General features: G+C 70.6%; 18 protein-coding genes. 5 read left to right on the top strand and 13 right to left on the bottom strand.

The genetic code is table 11. The annotated features are described in order from the left end of the window. Positions 1-256: 256 nt before the first annotated feature. Positions 257-733, top strand: coding sequence for a type II toxin-antitoxin system PemK/MazF family toxin (locus tag ACWD26_RS14770; protein WP_451269862.1), 477 nt, complete (start codon positions 257-259; stop codon positions 731-733). Between the two features lie 221 nt (positions 734-954). Here ACWD26_RS14770 and ACWD26_RS14765 read toward each other — a convergent pair whose 3' ends face one another. The 8 genes from ACWD26_RS14765 to clpS all read right to left on the bottom strand — a co-directional run bounded on the left by ACWD26_RS14765 (position 955) and on the right by clpS (position 6,968). Beyond that, a complete protein-coding gene (locus ACWD26_RS14765) occupies positions 955-1,905 on the bottom strand; it encodes a PLP-dependent cysteine synthase family protein (protein WP_451269860.1) in 951 nt (316 codons plus the stop codon). 6 nt (positions 1,906-1,911) lie between these two features. Then, the gene (locus ACWD26_RS14760; RefSeq protein ID WP_451269858.1) at positions 1,912-2,190 is read right to left on the bottom strand and encodes a MoaD/ThiS family protein; all 279 of its coding nucleotides are present in this window, start codon (positions 2,188-2,190) and stop codon (positions 1,912-1,914) included. A gap of 113 nt (positions 2,191-2,303) precedes the next feature. Continuing rightward, positions 2,304-2,399 carry a putative leader peptide gene (locus ACWD26_RS14755; RefSeq protein WP_451269856.1) on the bottom strand — a complete coding sequence of 32 codons (96 nt, stop codon included), beginning with the start codon at positions 2,397-2,399 and terminating at the stop codon, positions 2,304-2,306. A gap of 125 nt (positions 2,400-2,524) precedes the next feature. Beyond that, positions 2,525-3,589 carry a LacI family DNA-binding transcriptional regulator gene (locus ACWD26_RS14750; protein WP_451269854.1) on the bottom strand — a complete coding sequence of 355 codons (1,065 nt, stop codon included), beginning with the start codon at positions 3,587-3,589 and terminating at the stop codon, positions 2,525-2,527. 138 nt (positions 3,590-3,727) lie between these two features. Continuing rightward, positions 3,728-4,150 (bottom strand): Mov34/MPN/PAD-1 family protein, encoded by a 423-nt coding sequence (locus ACWD26_RS14745; protein WP_451269852.1) that lies wholly within the window; start codon positions 4,148-4,150, stop codon positions 3,728-3,730. A gap of 75 nt (positions 4,151-4,225) precedes the next feature. Continuing rightward, a complete protein-coding gene (locus tag ACWD26_RS14740) occupies positions 4,226-5,671 on the bottom strand; it encodes an amino acid permease (protein WP_451269850.1) in 1,446 nt (481 codons plus the stop codon). A gap of 365 nt (positions 5,672-6,036) precedes the next feature. Continuing rightward, entirely contained in the window at positions 6,037-6,639 is a 603-nt protein-coding gene (locus ACWD26_RS14735) for a DUF2017 domain-containing protein (protein WP_451269848.1), read from the bottom strand. A gap of 11 nt (positions 6,640-6,650) precedes the next feature. Continuing rightward, positions 6,651-6,968, bottom strand: a complete 318-nt coding sequence (gene clpS, locus ACWD26_RS14730) for an ATP-dependent Clp protease adapter ClpS (protein WP_220648502.1) — start codon at positions 6,966-6,968, stop codon at positions 6,651-6,653. A 109-nt stretch (positions 6,969-7,077) separates the two neighbouring features. Here clpS and ACWD26_RS14725 point away from each other — a divergent pair, with 109 nt between their 5' ends. Together ACWD26_RS14725 and ACWD26_RS14720 are read left to right on the top strand one after the other, a co-directional pair. Further along, complete coding sequence (locus ACWD26_RS14725) at positions 7,078-8,406, top strand: nicotinate phosphoribosyltransferase (protein WP_451269846.1); 1,329 nt, start codon at positions 7,078-7,080, stop codon at positions 8,404-8,406. Positions 8,407-8,700: 294 nt separating this feature from the next. Beyond that, entirely contained in the window at positions 8,701-9,288 is a 588-nt protein-coding gene (locus ACWD26_RS14720; protein ID WP_451269844.1) for an isochorismatase family protein, read from the top strand. A gap of 23 nt (positions 9,289-9,311) precedes the next feature. On the opposite strand, the gene ACWD26_RS14715 is transcribed toward ACWD26_RS14720, so the two are convergent. Together ACWD26_RS14715 and ACWD26_RS14710 are read right to left on the bottom strand one after the other, a co-directional pair. Next, positions 9,312-9,779, bottom strand: coding sequence for a hypothetical protein (locus ACWD26_RS14715; protein WP_451269842.1), 468 nt, complete (start codon positions 9,777-9,779; stop codon positions 9,312-9,314). Between the two features lie 123 nt (positions 9,780-9,902). Continuing rightward, complete coding sequence (locus tag ACWD26_RS14710; protein WP_451269840.1) at positions 9,903-12,254, bottom strand: immune inhibitor A domain-containing protein; 2,352 nt, start codon at positions 12,252-12,254, stop codon at positions 9,903-9,905. A 468-nt stretch (positions 12,255-12,722) separates the two neighbouring features. Between ACWD26_RS14710 and ACWD26_RS14705 the strand changes: the two genes are divergently transcribed. Next, positions 12,723-12,983, top strand: coding sequence for a hypothetical protein (locus ACWD26_RS14705; RefSeq protein WP_451269838.1), 261 nt, complete (start codon positions 12,723-12,725; stop codon positions 12,981-12,983). Positions 12,984-13,053: 70 nt separating this feature from the next. On the opposite strand, the gene ACWD26_RS14700 is transcribed toward ACWD26_RS14705, so the two are convergent. After that, complete coding sequence (locus tag ACWD26_RS14700; protein ID WP_451269836.1) at positions 13,054-13,734, bottom strand: RDD family protein; 681 nt, start codon at positions 13,732-13,734, stop codon at positions 13,054-13,056. Between the two features lie 121 nt (positions 13,735-13,855). Then, a complete protein-coding gene (locus ACWD26_RS14695; RefSeq protein WP_451269835.1) occupies positions 13,856-15,595 on the bottom strand; it encodes an RDD family protein in 1,740 nt (579 codons plus the stop codon). Positions 15,596-15,861: 266 nt separating this feature from the next. Here ACWD26_RS14695 and ACWD26_RS14690 point away from each other — a divergent pair, with 266 nt between their 5' ends. After that, a complete protein-coding gene (locus ACWD26_RS14690; RefSeq protein WP_451269833.1) occupies positions 15,862-16,275 on the top strand; it encodes an SsgA family sporulation/cell division regulator in 414 nt (137 codons plus the stop codon). A 10-nt stretch (positions 16,276-16,285) separates the two neighbouring features. Here the strand turns inward: ACWD26_RS14690 and ACWD26_RS14685 are convergent, their stop codons facing one another. Further along, a complete protein-coding gene (locus ACWD26_RS14685) occupies positions 16,286-17,686 on the bottom strand; it encodes an FAD-binding oxidoreductase (protein ID WP_451269831.1) in 1,401 nt (466 codons plus the stop codon). Between the last annotated feature and the right edge of the window lie 54 nt (positions 17,687-17,740).

Raw genomic sequence — 17,740 nt, 5'->3', positions numbered from 1 at the left:
CATCGGTACGGGAATCGCCGCGAAACCGTGAGAACTGCTGAGATGCGTTTTCGCACGTCAGCGACCCTCCCCTGACATCCACCCAGCTCACAGAGGTGTTCGAATCAGTTGTGGGCGAACTCACCTGTGGTGTCACCGGTTCGGCTGGTGGCGGGGCCGTTGAGGCGCGCGTGGGCCGGGGTGAGGTGGCGCCGAAGGGCGCGGGAGTGTGCGACAGGGCGGGCGTGGGGTGGTGCGCGCCGGTACCGTCGTGACTATGGACACGTCCTGGTGGTTGGCGCTCGCGGCGGTGGTGTTGCTCGCGCTCGTCGCGACGGTCGTCGACGGGTGGGGGCGGTCGCGGCGGCCACCGCGGCGGTCCGGGCGGCCTGGTGGGCGTACGCGGCCGCCGGGGCGTCCCGAGCGGACGCGGGGGCCGGTGCCGCGGCCTCGGCCCGCGGAGATCTGGTGGGCGAGTGTGCCGTTCGAGGACGGGCCCGGGGGTAAGGACCGGCCGTGTCTCGTGCTGGCCGTTCGGGGGGATCGGGCGCGTGTGGCCAAGATCACCAGTCGGTACCGCGATGAGCGGGCCGGGGTGATTCCGTTGCCGCCGGGGACGGTCGGCGACGCTCGGGGGCGGCCCAGCTTCCTGGAGACCGGCGAGCTGCGGGAGGTGCCGGTCCGGGACTTCCGCCGTAAGGCCGGCGTGGCCGACCCGGTCCTGTGGGACCAGGTCCGCCACCTGTCGAACTGACCGGAGGGGCCCGCTCCAGGGGTGGTTGGTCGTCTGCGGGTGAGTGGGGGCTGGCCGCGCAGTTCCCCGCGCCCCTGAAAAGCAGGGGCTGCGCCCCTTGCTTTTCGGCCCGCGGGGCCGCCGTCTTCAGGGGCGCGGGGAACTGCGCGAGCAACCACTCACCACCCGCAGCCGCCGACGAACCCGTACCCCCGCCCCAAGAGGCGCCCCCACATACACCCCTACGCCCAGAGCTGGCCCTGGAGCGTCTCAATGGCCTCCTCGGTCGTCGCGGCGGTGTAGACGCCCGTCGAGAGGTACTTCCAGCCGCCGTCGGCCACGACGAAGACGATGTCGGCCGGCTCGCCGGACTTCACCGCCTTGTTGCCGACACCGATCGCGGCGTGCAGCGCGGCCCCCGTGGAGACGCCCGCGAAGATGCCCTCCTGCTGCAGCAGCTCACGCGTGCGGGTGACGGCGTCGGCCGAGCCGACCGAGAAACGCGTCGTCAGCACCGACGCGTCGTAGAGCTCGGGGACGAAGCCCTCGTCGAGGTTGCGCAGGCCGTACACGAGGTCGTCGTAGCGGGGCTCGGCGGCGACGATCTTGACGTCCGGCTTCTGCTCGCGCAGGAAGCGGCCCACGCCCATCAGGGTGCCGGTGGTGCCGAGGCCCGCCACGAAGTGGGTGATGGAGGGGAGGTCCGCCAGGATCTCCGGCCCCGTCGTGGCGTAGTGGGCGCCCGCGTTGTCAGGGTTGCCGTACTGGTAGAGCATCACCCAGTCGGGGTGCTGGGCGGAGAGTTCCTTCGCCACCCGTACGGCCGTGTTGGAGCCGCCGGCCGCCGGCGAGGAGATGATCTCGGCGCCCCACATGCCGAGCAGATCGCGCCGCTCCTGGGACGTGTTCTCGGGCATGACGCAGACGATGCGGTAGCCCTTGAGCTTGGCCGCCATGGCGAGCGAGATGCCGGTGTTGCCGCTCGTCGGCTCCAGGATCGTGCAGCCGGGTGTCAGCCGCCCGTCCTTCTCCGCCTGTTCGATCATGTGCAGGGCGGGGCGGTCCTTGACCGAACCGGTCGGGTTGCGGTCCTCCAGCTTCGCCCAGATACGGACGTCGGCGGACGGCGAGAGCCGCGGCAGGCGCACCAGAGGGGTGTTGCCCACCGCGGCCAGCGGGGAGTCGTAGCGCATGGGTGATCAGGCCATGCCGCCGGCCACCGCCGGCAGGATGGTCACGTTGTCGCCGTCGGACAGCTTGGTGTTGATGCCGTCCAGGAAGCGGACGTCCTCGTCGTTGAGGTAGACGTTGACGAAACGGCGCAGCTCACCGCCGTCCACGATGCGGGCGTGGATGCCCGTGTGGCGGCTTTCGAGGTCGGTGAACAGGTCGGCGAGGGTGTCACCGGCTCCCTCCACCGCCTTCTGACCGTCGGTGTACTGGCGGAGGATGGTGGGGATGCGGACCTCGATGGCCATGGTGTGCGGCTCCTGTCGGGAGTGGTGGGTCGGTGGCGCGCGGCAGCGCGAGGTGCGTGGTCACACAGGTGTCGGCGCCGCGGCTCACGGCCGTACGGCGGCAGGGGTCGGCGTCAACAGATGGCGCTGGCAAGCCTGCACAGGTCGACGTGCAGCCGCGCCACGAGCAGTACGCCCGGCGTCTTCTCGCTCACGTCGTCAAAAACCATGCGCTCATCGTATCGATTCCCGGTCCGGGTCCCGGAATGTGATCCCACATGCCGGACGGATGGGTGTCGGTGCGTGAGACCGGGCACGTCAGCGGCCCGATTCGGGCGGATGGCCGGGCGGACGCTCAGGCCGACGCCCGCACCACCAGCCGCGTCGGGGTGACCACCGAGGACAGCGGCCCCGCCTCCGTCGCCACGCCCGTCACCGGCCCCTCCGTGCGGCTGAACAGCAGCCGGGCCATCAGCCGGCCCATCCCCTCGATGTCCTGGTGGACGGTGGTCAGCGGCGGGTCGGTGTGCTCGGCGATGGGCGCGAGGTCGTCGAAGCCGACGACGGCCACGTCCTCCGGCACCCGGCGCCCGCGCTCGCGCAGCACCTGGAGGGCGCCGGAGGCCATGAGGTCGGAGGCGACGAAGACGGCGTCCAGGTCGGGGCGGCGGTCGAGGAGGGCGGTCATGGCGGCGGCGCCGCCCTGCCGGGTGTAATCGGCGTGGGCGACGAGATCGGGCGAGGCATCGCGGACGACGTCCCGGTAGCCGTCCAGGCGGTCCACGGCGGACGCCTCCTGGTCGCACGGGCCGGTGATCGTCGCGACGCGTTCCCGGCCGAGCGAGAGCAGATGCCGGACGGCCTCGCGGGCCCCGCCCCGGTTGTCGGCGTCGACGTACACGCACTCGCGTGCGCGTTCGCCCTCGCGGACCAGCGGCCGGCCGCCGAAGACGGCGGGCAGGCCGAGCCGTTCGATCATGCCGGGCAGCGGGTCGTCGGCGCGTAAGGAGAAGAGCAGGGCGCCGTCGACATGGCCGCCGCCCAGGAAGTCGCCGACGCGCGGGTACTCCTCGGGCTCCTCCAGGAAGAGGAGGACGGGCTGCGCGCCGTGGGCCACCAGTTCCTTGCGGATGCCGCGGAGGTGGAGGTCGAAGAAGGGGTCGATGAAGAGGCGGTTCTGCGGCTGGCTCGCCACGACGGCGATGGCGTTGTTGCGGCGGGTGACCAGCTGGCGGGCGGCGGAGTTCGGTACGTAGCCCAGGTCGGCGATCACCTCACGGACCCGCTCGACGACCTCCGCGCGTACCCTGTCCTCGCCGTTGATCACCCGCGACACGGTGGACTTCGACACTCCCGAGCCGCGTGCGACGTCGTCGAGGGTGGGACGCCGGCCGGGCAGTCGTCGCGTCTGCTGTGTCAACACCGTCTCCGTCGCGGGCAGTTGTGTGCGTGCGCGTGCGTACGGACACCGTATCCGCGATTCCCGCCCACCGACGGGTCGGTACGAGTCAGCGCGGGTCGGTAACAGTCAGCGCGGGTCGGTGCGGGTCGGTGCGGGTCAGTACGCCTCCACGATCCGCACCTCCTCCTCGGTCACCTCGCCCTCGACGATCCGGTACGAGCGGAACTGGAAGTCGCCGAGGCCGTCGGTGTCGGCGGTGGAGACGAGGACGTAGTGGGCGCCCGGCTCGTTGGCGTAGGAGATGTCGGTGCGGGAGGGGTAGGCCTCGGTGGCCGTGTGGGAGTGGTAGATGACCACCGGCTCCTCGTCGCGGTCGTCCATCTCGCGGTAGAGCTTGAGCAGGTCGCCCGAGTCGAACTCGTAGAACGTGGGCGACATGGCCGCGTTCAGCATCGCGATGAAGCGCTCGGGGCGGTCCGAGCCCGCCGGGCCGGCGACGACGCCGCACGCCTCGTCGGGGTGGTCCTTGCGCGCGTGGGCGACGATCTGGTCGACGAGGGCCTGGGTGATGGTCAGCATGGTCGTCAGGATAAGCAGAAGGGCCGCCCTGTACCGAGGGGTGGTACGGGGCGGCCCACATGCTGAGCTGGACGGTCAGCCGACCTTCTCGAGGTCGGTCTCGCGGCGCTCGGTGATCTCCGGGTTGCGGGTCTTCAGCACGGCCCAGCCGATGGCGAGGGCCGCCGCCCAGCCGGCCATGACGTAGAGGCTGACGCGGGCCTCGTGGTCGTAGGCGATCAGGCAGGTGACGAAGAGCAGGAACACGATGGCGATCCAGCTGCCCACCGCGCCGCCCGGCGCCGGGAAGGAGGAGGCGGGCAGTCGGCCGGCGTCGACCGCGCGGCGGTAGCGGACGTGGCTGATCAGGATCATCAGCCAGGTCCAGATGCCGGCGCCGGTGGCGACGGAGACGACGTACTCGAAGGCCTTGTCCGGGACGACGTAGTTCAGGACCACGCCGATGCCCATGAAGAGCACGGAGACGCCGATGGCGAGCGCGGGCGTCTTGGTGGCGGAGAGCTTGTTGAACGCGCCGGGCGCCTCGCCGCTGTCGGCCAGGGTGCGCAGCATGCGGCCCGTGGAGTACATGCCGGAGTTGCAGGAGGACAGGGCGGCGGTCAGGACCACGAAGTTGACGATCGCGGCGCCCGCCGGGATGCCGATCTTCGCGAAGGCGGCGACGAAGGGGCTGACGCCGGGCGCGAACTCGGTCCACTTCACGACGCAGAGGATGACGGTGAGCGCGCCGACGTAGAAGAGGGCGATCCGCCAGGGCAGGGTGTTGATGGCCTTGGGGAGGGTCTTCTCCGGGTTCTCGGACTCACCGGCCGTGACACCGACCAGCTCGACGGCGAGGTAGGCGAACATCACGCCCTGGAGGGTCATCAGGGAGGAGCCGATGCCCTTGGGGAAGAAGCCGTCGTAGGCCCAGAGGTTGGAGACGGCGGCGGTGTCACCGGCGGCGCTGAAGCCGAAGGTGAGGACACCGAGGCCGATCACGATCATGCCGATGATCGCGGTGACCTTGATCATCGAGAACCAGAACTCGATCTCGCCGAACAGCTTCACCGAGATCAGGTTCGCCACGAAGAGGACGACCAGGAAGACCAGCGCCGAGACCCACTGCGGGATGTCGGGGAACCAGTAGTTGATGTAGATCGCGGCGGCGGTCAGTTCGGCCATGCCGGTGACGACCCAGAGCAGCCAGTACGTCCAGCCGGTGAAGTAGCCGAAGAACGGGCCGAGGAACTCGCGGGAGTACTCCGCGAAGGAGCCGGAGACGGGGCGGTAGAGCAGCAGCTCGCCGAGCGCCCGCATGATGAAGAAGATGATGACGCCGGCGAGGGCGTACATCAGGATGAGGCTCGGTCCCGCCTTGGCGATGTTCGCCCCGGCGTTGAGGAAGAGGCCGACGCCGATGGCGCCGCCGATCGCGATCATCTGGACCTGACGGCTGCCGAGCCCGCGCTCGTACCCCTCTTCGGGTGCGTCGCCGCGCACGGCTTCGTCGCCGTTCTTGCTGACCTGAGCGGAGGTCATGTGTGGTGCGCCTTTCTCCACGCTGAGCCGATCCGAGCCGTTCGTCGACCCGGGATCGGGTTCCGATCCCCCCGGATGTGATGGAGCTGAGCGGGCTCTCGCAAGCCCGCTCGTGCCTGGTCGGCGATGGCCGACTCGGTGGCGCACCCGAGCGGACATGGGTGGCGTCCGTCGGGCGGTCGTGAAGATCTATCACGGCCGCCATATTGATCGATTGGGCGTTTTGTGGCGTACAACACAGGGAGAAGCGGACAAAGAACACCCGCGAGGGCATCCCTCGCGGGCGTGGTGACAGGATCGTTATCCGGATTTGAGTGTCCTCTGAGCGAACACAGGACGAACCCGGAAGGTCCCGAAAGGGAACGTCAGGACATCAGCGTGATGACGAGGGAGTCCTGGAGACCGCCGAGCCACAGGTAGGCCATCACCATCGGCTTGCGGGGGTCCTCGTCGGGGAGCCGGTAGAGGAGGTCGCTGTCCTCCTCGTCGACGATGTCCAGCCGGGAGCCGATGGCGAGGCGCAGGTCGTTGAGGCAGCCGAGCCACTGCCGGGAGTCGTCCGCCGACAGCTTCAGCACGGCCCCGCCCTCACCGGTCGCGGCGAGCGCGTCCAGGGAGTGGATCACCGCGAGGGCGTTGTCGCGCTTGCCGGCCCGCAGGTCGTTCTCGGTGAAGCGGCGGAACTCCGAGGAGTAGGCCCGCTGCTCCTCGGCCTCCCGGGCGGTCGGGGTGCCCTCGGGGTCGCTGTAGGCGTCCGGGAACAGCCGGAGCAGGACGGGATCCTTGGGCGGCTCGCTCGGGCCCTCGGCGAAGAGCTCGGCGAGGGGGTCGTCGCCGGCGTCCTCGGCGGGGCCCGGGCCGATCAGCTCCAGGAGCTGCACCGCCAGCGAGCGGATGATGGAGATCTCGACCTCGTCGAGGGCGACGGCCGCGCCGCCGCCGGGGAGCGATTCGAATTGTCCTGGCATCAGGTGCGTCGCTACTTCCGGTCCTGCTGGAGGGTGGCCCACAGACCGTAGCCGTGCATGGCCTGTACGTCGCGTTCCATCTCCTCGCGTGTTCCGCTGGAGACGACCGCGCGGCCCTTGTGGTGGACGTCGAGCATGAGTTTGGTGGCCTTGTCCTTCGAGTACCCGAAGTACGTCTGGAAGACATACGTCACATAGCTCATGAGGTTCACCGGGTCGTTGTGGACGATCGTGACCCACGGGACGTCCGGCTCGGGTACGGCGAAGACCTCCTCCGCCGACTCGGTCTTCTCGATCTCCATGGGTACGGCTGCCGTCACACGGCCCATGCTGCCACCACAGGGGGGTGCCCGCACAAATGCGGCCCCGTGACCAGGGGTCCCGGAAAACGATCCCGGAAATCGTCAGACTGACGAAATGGGAGTACGATCTCTTGCCATGAACACAGCGGACCTTGGTTTGCCGGTCGACGTCCCCTCGACCGCGCTCTTCACGGACCACTACGAACTCACGATGCTGCAGGCCGCGTTGAAGGCGGGCACGGCCGAGCGGCGTTCGGTGTTCGAGGTCTTCACACGGCGGTTGCCGGAGGGACGCCGGTACGGCGTGGTCGCCGGCACCGGACGCGTGCTGGACGCCGTGGAGAACTTCCGTTTCGACCCGGGCGTCCTCGGCTTCCTGCGGGAGCGCTCCATCATCAACGCGGAGACCCTCGACTGGCTCGCCGGCTACCGCTTCAGCGGCGACGTCTGGGGCTACCAGGAGGGCGAGGTGTACTTCCCGGGCTCGCCGATCATGCGGGTCGAGGGCACCTTCGCCGAGTGCGTCCTCCTGGAGACCGTGATCCTCTCCATCCTGAACCACGACTCGGCCATCGCGGCCGCCGCCTCCCGGATGTCCAGCGCCGCCGGGGAGCGCCCGCTGATCGAGATGGGCGCCCGGCGCACCCACGAGCTGGCCGCCGTGGCCGCCTCGCGCGCCGCGTACGTCGGCGGCTTCACCTCCACCTCGGACCTGGCCGCCGGCTTCCGCTACGGCATCCCGACCGTCGGCACCAGCGCCCACGCCTTCACCCTGCTGCACGACCGCGAGCGAGACGCCTTCCAGGCCCAGGTGGACTCGCTGGGCCGGAACACCACGCTGCTCGTCGACACCTACGACGTCACCGAGGCCGTACGGACCGCGGTGGAGATCGCCGGGCCCGAGCTCGGCGCCGTGCGCATCGACTCCGGCGATCTGCTCCTCGTCGCCCACCGGGTGCGGCAGCAGCTGGACGAGCTGGGCGCGAGGGACACGCGGATCATCGTGACCTCGGACCTCGACGAGTACGCCATCGCCTCGCTGGCGGCGGCGCCGGTGGACGCGTACGGCGTCGGTACGCAGCTGGTGACCGGCTCCGGCCACCCCACGTGCTCGATGGTCTACAAGCTGGTCGCCCGGGCGGAGTCCGCGGACTTCACGGACCCGCTCGTCCCCGTGGCGAAGAAGTCCAGCGGCGGCAAGACGTCCATCGGGGGCCGCAAGTGGGCGGCCCGGCGGCTGGACGAGCACGGCGTCGCGGAGGCCGAGGTGATCGGCACCGGGCCCGTGCCCGACGATCTCCAGGAGCGCCAGCTCCTCGTCCAGCTGATCAAGGACGGCCGGGTCCTCGCCCGGGAACCCCTGGACGCCGTACGCGAACGGCACACGGCCGCGCGGGCGAACCTGCCGCTGTCGGCGACGCAGCTGTCGCGCGGGGAAGCGGTCCTTCCGACGGAGTACGTCTGAGGCCGCCGGGGCCGCTGTGACCGCTGAGGCCGCGCCGGTACGTGCGGATGCGGGGCTGGGGCGGCGGGGGCACGCTGGGGGTGGGCCGGAGTGAACGTGTCCGGCGCGCTCCGCCGCGAGCCCCCCACGCGCCCCGCACATTCGGCCCGTGCTCCGGTCCGCGCAACGGCCGAGCGCCGGATGCCCCCTCCCGCACGGCCCCCGAAGTCTCTAGGCTCGGAAGTTCGTAGTTTCGAAACGACGAAGTCCTGCCACCCACACCCGAGAACCGAAGAGTCGAAGGACACCGACACCATGCGCCGCGCCTTGATCGTCGTTGACGTGCAGAACGACTTCTGCGAGGGAGGCAGCCTCGCGGTGGCCGGCGGTGCCGATGTGGCCGCCGCCATCACCGACCTGATCGGCCAGGCGGCCGGGCCCGGGTACCAGCACGTGGTGGCCACACGCGACCACCACATCGCGCCGGGCGGCCACTTCGCCGACAACCCCGACTACGTGCACTCCTGGCCGGCCCACTGTGTCGCCGGTACGGAGGGGGTCGGTTTCCACCCGAACTTCGCCCCCGCGATCGCCTCCGGCGCGGTCGACGCCGTCTTCGACAAGGGGGCGTACGCGGCGGCGTACAGCGGGTTCGAGGGTGCCGACGAGAACGGGGTCCCCCTCGCGGACTGGCTCCGCGCCCGCGACATCACCGAGATCGACGTCGTCGGCATCGCCACGGACCACTGCGTGCGCGCGACCGCCCTGGACGCCGCGCGGGAGGGCTTCCGTACCCAGGTCCTCCTGGACCTGACCGCCGGGGTGGCCGAGGAGACGACCGAGCGCGCCCTGGAGGAGCTGCGGGAGGCGGGCGTCGAGCTGTCCGGCAAGCCGGTGGTGTAGCCGTGCAGCCCCCCCGCCCCGGCTCACACCCGTACCGTCGGGCGCCTCAGGAGCGCCCTGATCGGATGCCAGAGTTCCGGGGTCGTGGAGGGCGGGGAGGTGGGTGACCTGCGCCATATGAGGCCGTCCGGGTGGTGGAGGACGGCGGTGATCTCGTCCGGCGTCGGGGGCGCCGCGTTGCCGCGGAGGTAGATCGCGCGCATGCCCAGGTTGCGCAGCCGGGTCAGCGCACGGGCACGGTTCGCGGCCAGGACGAGGACCCGTACGGAACCGTCGCCGGGCACGGCCCCGGCGGCAGCCCCCGCAGCGGCCCCACCCGCGGGCGGAGCCCCCTGCGGGGCCCCGGACGCGGCCCTGGGCAGCGTCGCGAAGACACCCCCGGACCCGGTCGGCGACAGGGCTCCCCGTGGAGCCCCGGCCGTCGTCCCCGGCAGGTTGAGCGCGACGACGACATTGCCGTCCGGCAGTTTGCAGAAACCTCCTGCGGCCATGCAGGTCACACCCCCGTGCGCGTCAGTGTCAATAAGAAGGCCACACCCCGCACCTAAACACGTCCGGCCGCGACCCGCCAAGAGGGCCACGGCCGAACATGCTTTGACCTGCGAAAACGCTGTTTACTTCACCGCGGGGCCCACCTGGACCGAGATCGTGGAGCCGTCCTTGGCCTCCTTGACGATCTTGATCTTGGTGTTGGTGTCAGTGATCTTGACACCGGCCAGCGGGGTCGCCTCGTCGTAGTAGGTGCTGGTGTGGTCGTTGAACGTCGACACACCCTTCGACGACGGGATCCTCGTCAGCACGTCCGCCTTGTGCAGCTTCAGACCGTCCGTGCGGTACAGGCTGAACGGCGAGTCGTAGGACTGGATCCGGCTGCGCATCACCGTGCCGTCGGCCCACTTCAGCGCCGTCGGGCGCGAGTCGACGGGGAGGACCAGACCCGAACCCGGGTGGACGCTGGTGTTGTTGTCCGCCTGCGAGGTGTCCCACTTCCAGATCAACAGACCGTTCTGGTAGGCGAAGTGCTCCACCCAGGCCGGACGCGTCGTCGAGAAGCCGAAGTTGTACGGGCCGACCTTCAGCGTCTTGTCGTACGACACGTACTGACGGTTCTCGGCGATGTAGTACTGGGCGTAGTCGTCCGTGATCGACGCGCCGATGCGGGAGAAACCCTTGGCGGTCCAGGCCGCGTCCGCGCTCTCCGCGTCGTCCGAGAACAGGGCGGAACCGTCGGCGGTCACGGTGATCGAGTCGGCCGCGAAGCCCTTCGGGGCCACGCCGCCGTCCGTCTGGTAGCGGAAGCGGAGGTCGAACTTCTGGCCCGCGTAGGCGTCCAGGGGGTACGACAGCTTCTTGTACGCGGCGGAGGAACCGGTCAGCGCGGGCTTGCCGCTGGCGTCGCGCGGGATCGCCGCGCCGTCCACCGTGCCGTCGACGGCGGTCCAGTTGGCGCCGCCGTCGGTCGACACCTCGGTGTAGAGGTAGTCGAACTCGGCCTCGATGTCGTACCAGCCGTCGAGGGTGAGCGCGGCCGAGGACTTGCCCGTGAGGTCCACGGAACGGGTCAGGGTGTTGGAGAGGTTGTCACCGCTGCCGCTCCACCACTGGTTCGACCCCTGCGCGGGCTCGACGATCTCGGTGGTGACCTTCTTCTTCGGCAGCTCGACCACTAGGGCCTGCTTGTCCTTGGTGTTGTACTCCGCCACACCGAGCTTGTGCTTCGACTTCGTCGCGGCCTTCGCCGTGTCGTAGTTCAGCCAGCCGAGCTGCAGCTTGTCCCAGGCGGTCATGTCACCGGGCAGGTCGCCGATGGCTTCCTTGCCGGTGCCGAGCCAGGAACCGGAGGACATGAGAGTCCAGAAACCGGTGGAGTTGTCGCCGCCCTGGGTGTCGTAGTGGTCCGGCAGACCGAGGTCGTGGCCGTACTCGTGGGCGAAGACACCGAGGCCGCCGTTCTCCGGCTGGATGGTGTAGTCGCCGACCCAGATGCCGGTGTCGCCGATCCTGGCGCCGCCGAGCTTGTTGCCCTCGGGGCCGGTCGCGCCGGCGTCGGTGCCGAACGCGTACCAGCGGTGGGCCCAGATGGCGTCCTCGCCCTGCGCGCCGCCGCCAGCGGACTCGTCCTCACCGGCGTGCACGATCTGGAAGTGGTCGATGTAGCCGTCGGACTCGTTGAAGTCGCCGTCACCGTCGAAGTCGTAGCGGTCCCACTGGTCGAACTCGGCCACGTCCGCCTTGATCTCCGCGTCGGTGCGCCCCGCTGCCTTCTGCTGGGCGACCCATGACGTGAGACCGTCGCTGACCACGTTCCACACGCTGGAGCAGTTGGTCTGACCGCACTTGTTGTTGCCGTAGCGGGCCTCGTTGTAGGGGACCTTCACCCAGTCCGAGACCTCGCCCTCGATCGAGTAGCGGCCCGAGGACTGCTTCTCGTAGTACTTCTTCATCGACTCGGTCTTCTTGCCGGTGCCGAAGTACAGGTCCTGGAAGTGCTTCCGGTCGTAGTCCGCCTGCCAGGCCGTGGAGTTGTCCTGGGTGCGGTCCGGCTCGGCTATCCGGTTGTGCAGTGGGCCGGGCGTGCCGCCGTAGCGGCTGTCGATCTCGTCGCCGAACTCGACCAGGATCGTGAAGATCTTGTCGGTCTTCTCGCGGCCGAGCTCGACGTACTTGCTCTTGCCCTTCTTGCTCTTCAGCTGCACGACCTGCGAGCCGTCACGGTCCCTGACCGTGGCGTCGCCGGATATGACCTGCTGAAGGGCCTCCTCACGCTGGGCCTCCTGCGTCTTGCTCAGGGGACCTTCGAGGTCGTGCTCGGCGTGCTCGTGGTCCGCCGGGTCGTGCCGGTCGACGGACGCCGCCGGTGCGGTGTCCGCGGCCTGTGCCACGGTGAGGGCCGACATCGTCGCCGCCGCCGTGGCGAGTGCGACGCCGATCGCCGTCGCTCTGAACGTCCAGGGTCTACTGGTCACTTGAGTTCCTCCCCCGCGTCCGTTCGCGCGGAAGGGGGATGGCCCCGGTCGTGGAGGAGTCCGCGCGCGGTATACGCGTGTAGTCAAGTGGCGTCATTCGACCGGAGTTTCGAGATAAAAAACAGATCTTGACTTGCACAGGTCAAGTGCATTATCGGCGTCTACAGGAAGCGCTTGTTCGTTATGCGGACGTTATGCGCCCCTCGGCCGCCACCCGAACCGGCGCGCATATGCGTCCACTTGCTGGACCCCATGAATCCGTGCGCCCCCCGTGCACCCGGCACCGTGTGTCAGGTCACGCTTACCCGTCGTTCCACTCGGGCACCCTGGCGAATAGAGTCGATTGGCGGAGCGCCGGAAGTCTGCGAAAGCCAAGCCGACGACACGGCTTCACCTTTGATTCGTATCCGCAACCTCCCCATCATCGTGAGAGGCACGGGGAGGACCCCACCCGAGGACACGATTGCCATGCCTCGTCCGACGACCGCACAGCTCGCCTACGGCTCCTGCACCGTGATCTTGTCCACCCTCGCCATGCTGCTGCTGTCACAGACGAGTTCCGGCGCGGGCATCGCGGTGATCGCCCTTTCCGCCCTCGCCCTCGGCCTGCTCGTCTCACTGACCGTGCCGCTGCCCAAGCCGGCCGCCGCCGCGCGCCCGACTCCGGCCCCGGCCGCCAGGGAACCGGAGGCTGTACGGCAGCCGGTGCACGAGTCGGCGGGTTCCTGACCCCCTTGCTCACATGTGACGGCGGGCCCGCGCTCCATGGACCCGCCGTCTTTCGCTAAGCCCCGGCAGCTCAGCCGGTGCTGACCACCACCGTCTTGGCCGCCTTGTCGTGCAGCCCCTGCTTGTAGGGCTTGTCGAAGAAGCTCCAGCCGCCCGCGATCGCCGTCCAGACGCAGGCGCAGCAGAAGGCGAAGGGGATCCACAGCACGGCCGCGCGCGTCAGAGCGGTCTGCGTGGAGGGCGTGGAACCGTCGTTGAGGTTCGCCACCCGCAGCTTCATCAGCCGCTTGCCGAGGGTCTGGCCGTTCTTGACGGTGAGGACGGTGTCGTAGGCGATGTAGAGGACCGCCGCGAGCGCCTCCTGCGCCAGGGACTTGCCGAACTCGAAGTCGGCCGAGTCCACCGTGTACTGACTGATCCTGAACGCCCACGCCAGCAGCCCCACCACGATCCCCACCAGGATCATGTCGATGATGCGCGCGAGCACCCGCTTCCCGCTGTCGGCGAGCGGCGGCATCCCGGAGAGCGGGTCGTTGGGGTACTGCCCGCCGCTGTACGGGTCGCCGCCGTAGGGGCCGCCGCCACCGTAGGGGCCACCGGCGTAGGGCGGCGGCTGGCCGCCGTGCGGCGGCTGCTGCGGCGGGGGGTCGTACGGGGAGCCGCCGCCCTGGTGCGGCGGGGGCTGCTGCTTCTTGAACGGGTCGTCGTCCGGGGACTGACCGGAGCCGAAGGGCGGCGGTTCGGTGCTCATGGCCCGAGTCGACCGCGAACCCCCCGGCTCCGCATCCGGCACGGGGCCGTCCGGAGTACGGGGGACGAGGGCTGGGGGACGGGGTACGCGGTTCCCGTACGCCCCCGTCCGGCCCGTACCGCTACTTGCCCGCCACGAACGTGTGCGCCGCCTTGTCGTGCCAGCACTGGCGCCACGGCTTGTCGAACAGGCACCACAGGACGCCGATGACTCCGATGCCGAGCAGCCCGGAGACCGTGTGGACGAGCCAGCGGCGCAGGGAGCCGCCGAACGACGGGGGCTCATGGCCCTCGATGTCCCGGACGTCGATGCCGAACAGCTTCTTGCCGAGGGTGCGGCCCCACTTGGCGGTGGGCAGCACCTCGTAGAGGGCGCTGACGAGGAACAGCACACCGAGGATGATGCCGAAGTAGACCGAGGTCGTGTCGTCGACCAGCCAGACGGTGACCTTCTCGCCGGAGAGCTTGGCGGCGTCGATCTTCTCGTTGATGTGGTCGATCGCCTTGGTGCCGAACGGTACGGCGGCCCCGGCCGTGACGGCGCCCACGACCAGGCTGTCCACGAGCCGGGCGGCGAGCCGTCTGCCGAGCCCCGCGGGCCGGGCCTCCGCCTGCCGCCGCGCCGCCGCCTGGAACGGGTCCTCCACCACCGGCTTCCACGGTGCGACCGGCTGCTCCTCCTCACCCCCGGCGAGCCGGTGCACCTGCTGGGCCCAGGAGTGCTGCCCGCCACCGGGGCCGACGGCCATGGGGGTGTCGGCCGACTGCCGGGCGGCCTGCTGGGGCACTCCCGGCGCGGGCTGCGGGGTCTGCGGGGCGGGCGCGGCCGGGGCGGGCTGCGGGGTCTGTACGGCCTGCTGCGGGAAGGCGCCGCCGAACGGGGACTGCGGCGGCTGCGGTTGCCGCTGGGCCGGGGCGCTCGGGGTGACCGGGGTCGCGGGAGGGACGGGAGCGGCGGGGGCGGGCGGAGCGACCGCCGACGCGGCCGCCGCCGGGGCGGGGCCGCCCGACTGCGGGCCCTGCTGCGGACCCTGTGCGCTCTGTGGGCTCTGTGGGCTCTGTGGGCTCTGCGGATTCTGCGGGTTCTGCGGGCCCTGCTGGGGTCCGGACGGTGCCGTGGCGGGTGAGGAGGACTGCGGAGCGAGCCCCAGGGCCTGCTGGGCGGCGGCCTGGGCGCTGGTCAGCGGCGCGCCGAAGACGCCGGGGGCCGCGCCCTCGTCCTGGCCCTGCTGCCCCGCGCGCGAGGAGGACGGACGGAACGTCATGGTGCCGTCGGACCGCACCGGTTCCGCGCCCTCGGCCGCCCGGGGGCTCCCGGAGGTGTCCGGGCGGCGGAAGACGACCGTGCCCTGCGGGGCCCCGGCGTCGTCGACGGCGTCCGCCGGCGCGATCGTCGCCATACCGTCCGTGCTCGCCGTACGCCCGGGGTCGCCGGAGTCACCGGCGTCGTCGCCCGTGTCGGCCGTGAGGGAGAGCCGGGGGTCGGCGCCGGGGGCCGAGCCCCAGGAGACCCGGCGGTCCTTGTCGCCGCCGAAGCCGGTCTGGCGGGAGCGGTCGGCGCCCCACGCGGAGGCGGGCTCGGGGCGGGAGCCGTGCAGGGCGTTGTCGGCGGCCGGGCGGGCCGGTTCGCCGGCGGGCGCGGGGTCCTCGTCGAAGAAGTGCGGGCCGGTCTCCTCGACGCCGCCGGCCGAGCCGGAGCCGGGCGGCGGGGCGAGCGGTTCGCCGTCGGAGGGCGCTGGACGGCTCGTACCCGGCACCCAGGAGGCGCCGTTCCAGTACCGGACATATCCAGGAATGGACGGGTCCGGGTAATACCCTTCGCGGGGCCTGTCGTCGCCGGGGGCCGGGGTTGGGGCGCTCATGTCCGTCGTCCCGTATCTGCTCGTGGGTCGGGTTGGGGGCATCCACATCTACCAGACGCCGACAAGTCCCATGACCGCTGCCGCCGGACCCACCCCTTTCGCGCACGGATCTGCTACGGGAGAAGAGGGTCACCGGGCGCCGGAGGCCGGTCGGTGAACTCGCCGGAAAAAAGTTTCCCGAACCCGCGTAATGCTTCGGGCCACGCGCCGCTCTCACTCGTACGGGCCCGCTCACCGGGCCCTCCACGGAGAGAGGAACGATCACCATGCGGCACACCGTCGTGGAACGCGAACTGGAGCTCAAACTGGTCCTGTCGCCCGAGCGCAGCGTCCCCGTGCCGGCCAAGCTGGGCTACCGCAGCGACGACCCGTACGCCGTCCACATCACCTTCCACGTCAACTCCGACCGCCCGGTGCACTGGACGTTCGCGCGGGAACTGCTGGTCGAGGGGGTGTTCCGGCCGTGCGGGCACGGGGATGTGCGGGTGTGGCCGACGAAGGTGGCGGGCCGGGGCGTCGTCCTGATGGCGCTCAGCGCGCCGGACGGGGACGCGCTGCTCGAAGCGCCGGCCGCCGCCGTGTCGGCCTGGCTGGAGCGGACGCTGCGGGTGGTGCCGCCGGGCGCCGAGTTCGACATGCTGCGCATCGACGACGGCCTGGCGGAACTCCTCGCCCAGTGAGCGGCGCGGATCAGAACAGCTTGCCCGGGTTGAGGATGCCCAGCGGGTCGAAGGCGGACTTCACCGCCCGCTGCATCTCCATGCCCACCGGGCCGATCTCCCGCGCCAGCCACTCCTTCTTGAGGATGCCCACGCCGTGCTCGCCGGTGATCGTGCCGCCGAGTTCCAGGCCGAGGGCCATGATCTCGTCGAAGGACTCGCGGGCGCGCCGGGACTCGTCGGGGTCCGCCGCGTCGAAGCAGACGGTGGGGTGCGTGTTGCCGTCTCCCGCGTGCGCGACGACCCCGATGGTGAGCTGTCGCTTCTCGGCGATCCGCTCGACGCCCTCGATGAGGTCGCCGAGCCTGGACCGGGGCACGCACACGTCGTCGATCATCGTCACACCCCGCACCGCCTCCAGGGCGGTGAGCGACAACCGCCGCGCCTGCAGCAGCAGTTCGGACTCCGCCGCGTCGTCCGCCGGGACGACCTGGGTGGCGCCCGCGGCCTCGCACAGCTCGGCGACGGCGGCGAGGTCGGCGGCCGGGTCGGGGGTGTCGAAGGCGGCGAGCAGCAGCGCCTCGGTCGTCTCCGGAAGACCCATGTGGGCCAGGTCGTTGACGGCCTTCACCGTCGTACGGTCCATCAGTTCGAGCAGTGACGGGACGTGTCCGCCGGTCATGATCCGGCACACCGCGTCGCAGGCGGCGGCCGCCGACGCGAACTCCGCGGCGAGCACCAGCTGCCGGGGCGGCTGCGGCTTGAGGGCGAGGACCGCGCGGACGACGATGCCGAGCGAGCCCTCCGAGCCGACGAAGAGCCGGGTGAGGTCGTAGCCGGCGACGCCCTTCGCGGTGCGCCTTCCGGTGGACATCAGCCGGCCGTCGGCGAGCACGACGTCCAGGCCGAGGACGTACTCGGCGGTCACCCCGTACTTCACACAGCACAGGCCGCCGGAGGCCGTGCCGATGTTGCCGCCGATGGTGCACATCTCCCAGCTGGAGGGGTCCGGCGGGTAGGAGAGGCCGTGCTCGTTGACCGCGCGGGAGAGCGTCGCGTTGATGACGCCGGGTTCGACGACGGCGATGCGGTCGACGGGGTTGATCTCGAGGATCCGGTCCATTTTCGTCAGCGACAGCACGACGCAGCCCTCGGAGGCGTTGGCGCCGCCGGACAGGCCCGTGCGGGCGCCCTGCGGGACCACCGGGACGCGCAGTTCCGTGGCGACGCGCATGACGTGCTGCACCTGTTCGACGGTCCGGGGCAGCACGACGACCGCCGGGACACCCGCCTCGCAGAAGCTCGCCATGTCGTTCGCGTACGAGGCCGTGACGTCCGGATCGGCGAGGACCGCCTCCGGCGGCAGGCCGCTCAGCAGACGGTCGACGAGGTTGCCGGTCGTCTCGTCACGCGGGGCTTCGATACGGCTCATGATCCAAGCTTCACACTCGCGGCCATCGGTGTGAACCCGTCGGCGCGAGCGTTC

It is taken from the genome of Streptomyces sp. NPDC002787, assembly GCF_053592095.1.
The sequence above is the reverse complement of the archived record's forward strand: the minus strand, read 5'-3'. Positions and strand labels throughout refer to the sequence as shown.

Excerpts from the sequence above, each read along its gene's own strand:
- ACWD26_RS14770 (WP_451269862.1), top strand. The coding sequence starts at position 257 with ATGGACACGTCCTGGTGGTTGGCGCTCGCGGCGGTGGTGTTGCTCGCG.
- ACWD26_RS14765 (WP_451269860.1), bottom strand. The coding sequence starts at position 1,905 with ATGCGCTACGACTCCCCGCTGGCCGCGGTGGGCAACACCCCTCTGGTG.
- ACWD26_RS14760 (WP_451269858.1), bottom strand. The coding sequence starts at position 2,190 with ATGGCCATCGAGGTCCGCATCCCCACCATCCTCCGCCAGTACACCGAC.
- ACWD26_RS14755 (WP_451269856.1), bottom strand. The coding sequence starts at position 2,399 with ATGGTTTTTGACGACGTGAGCGAGAAGACGCCGGGCGTACTGCTCGTG.
- ACWD26_RS14745 (WP_451269852.1), bottom strand. The coding sequence starts at position 4,150 with ATGCTGACCATCACCCAGGCCCTCGTCGACCAGATCGTCGCCCACGCG.
- ACWD26_RS14740 (WP_451269850.1), bottom strand. The coding sequence starts at position 5,671 with ATGACCTCCGCTCAGGTCAGCAAGAACGGCGACGAAGCCGTGCGCGGC.
- ACWD26_RS14735 (WP_451269848.1), bottom strand. The coding sequence starts at position 6,639 with ATGCCAGGACAATTCGAATCGCTCCCCGGCGGCGGCGCGGCCGTCGCC.
- clpS (WP_220648502.1), bottom strand. The coding sequence starts at position 6,968 with ATGGGCCGTGTGACGGCAGCCGTACCCATGGAGATCGAGAAGACCGAG.
- ACWD26_RS14725 (WP_451269846.1), top strand. The coding sequence starts at position 7,078 with ATGAACACAGCGGACCTTGGTTTGCCGGTCGACGTCCCCTCGACCGCG.
- ACWD26_RS14720 (WP_451269844.1), top strand. The coding sequence starts at position 8,701 with ATGCGCCGCGCCTTGATCGTCGTTGACGTGCAGAACGACTTCTGCGAG.
- ACWD26_RS14715 (WP_451269842.1), bottom strand. The coding sequence starts at position 9,779 with ATGGCCGCAGGAGGTTTCTGCAAACTGCCGGACGGCAATGTCGTCGTC.
- ACWD26_RS14705 (WP_451269838.1), top strand. The coding sequence starts at position 12,723 with ATGCCTCGTCCGACGACCGCACAGCTCGCCTACGGCTCCTGCACCGTG.
- ACWD26_RS14700 (WP_451269836.1), bottom strand. The coding sequence starts at position 13,734 with ATGAGCACCGAACCGCCGCCCTTCGGCTCCGGTCAGTCCCCGGACGAC.
- ACWD26_RS14695 (WP_451269835.1), bottom strand. The coding sequence starts at position 15,595 with ATGAGCGCCCCAACCCCGGCCCCCGGCGACGACAGGCCCCGCGAAGGG.
- ACWD26_RS14690 (WP_451269833.1), top strand. The coding sequence starts at position 15,862 with ATGCGGCACACCGTCGTGGAACGCGAACTGGAGCTCAAACTGGTCCTG.
- ACWD26_RS14685 (WP_451269831.1), bottom strand. The coding sequence starts at position 17,686 with ATGAGCCGTATCGAAGCCCCGCGTGACGAGACGACCGGCAACCTCGTC.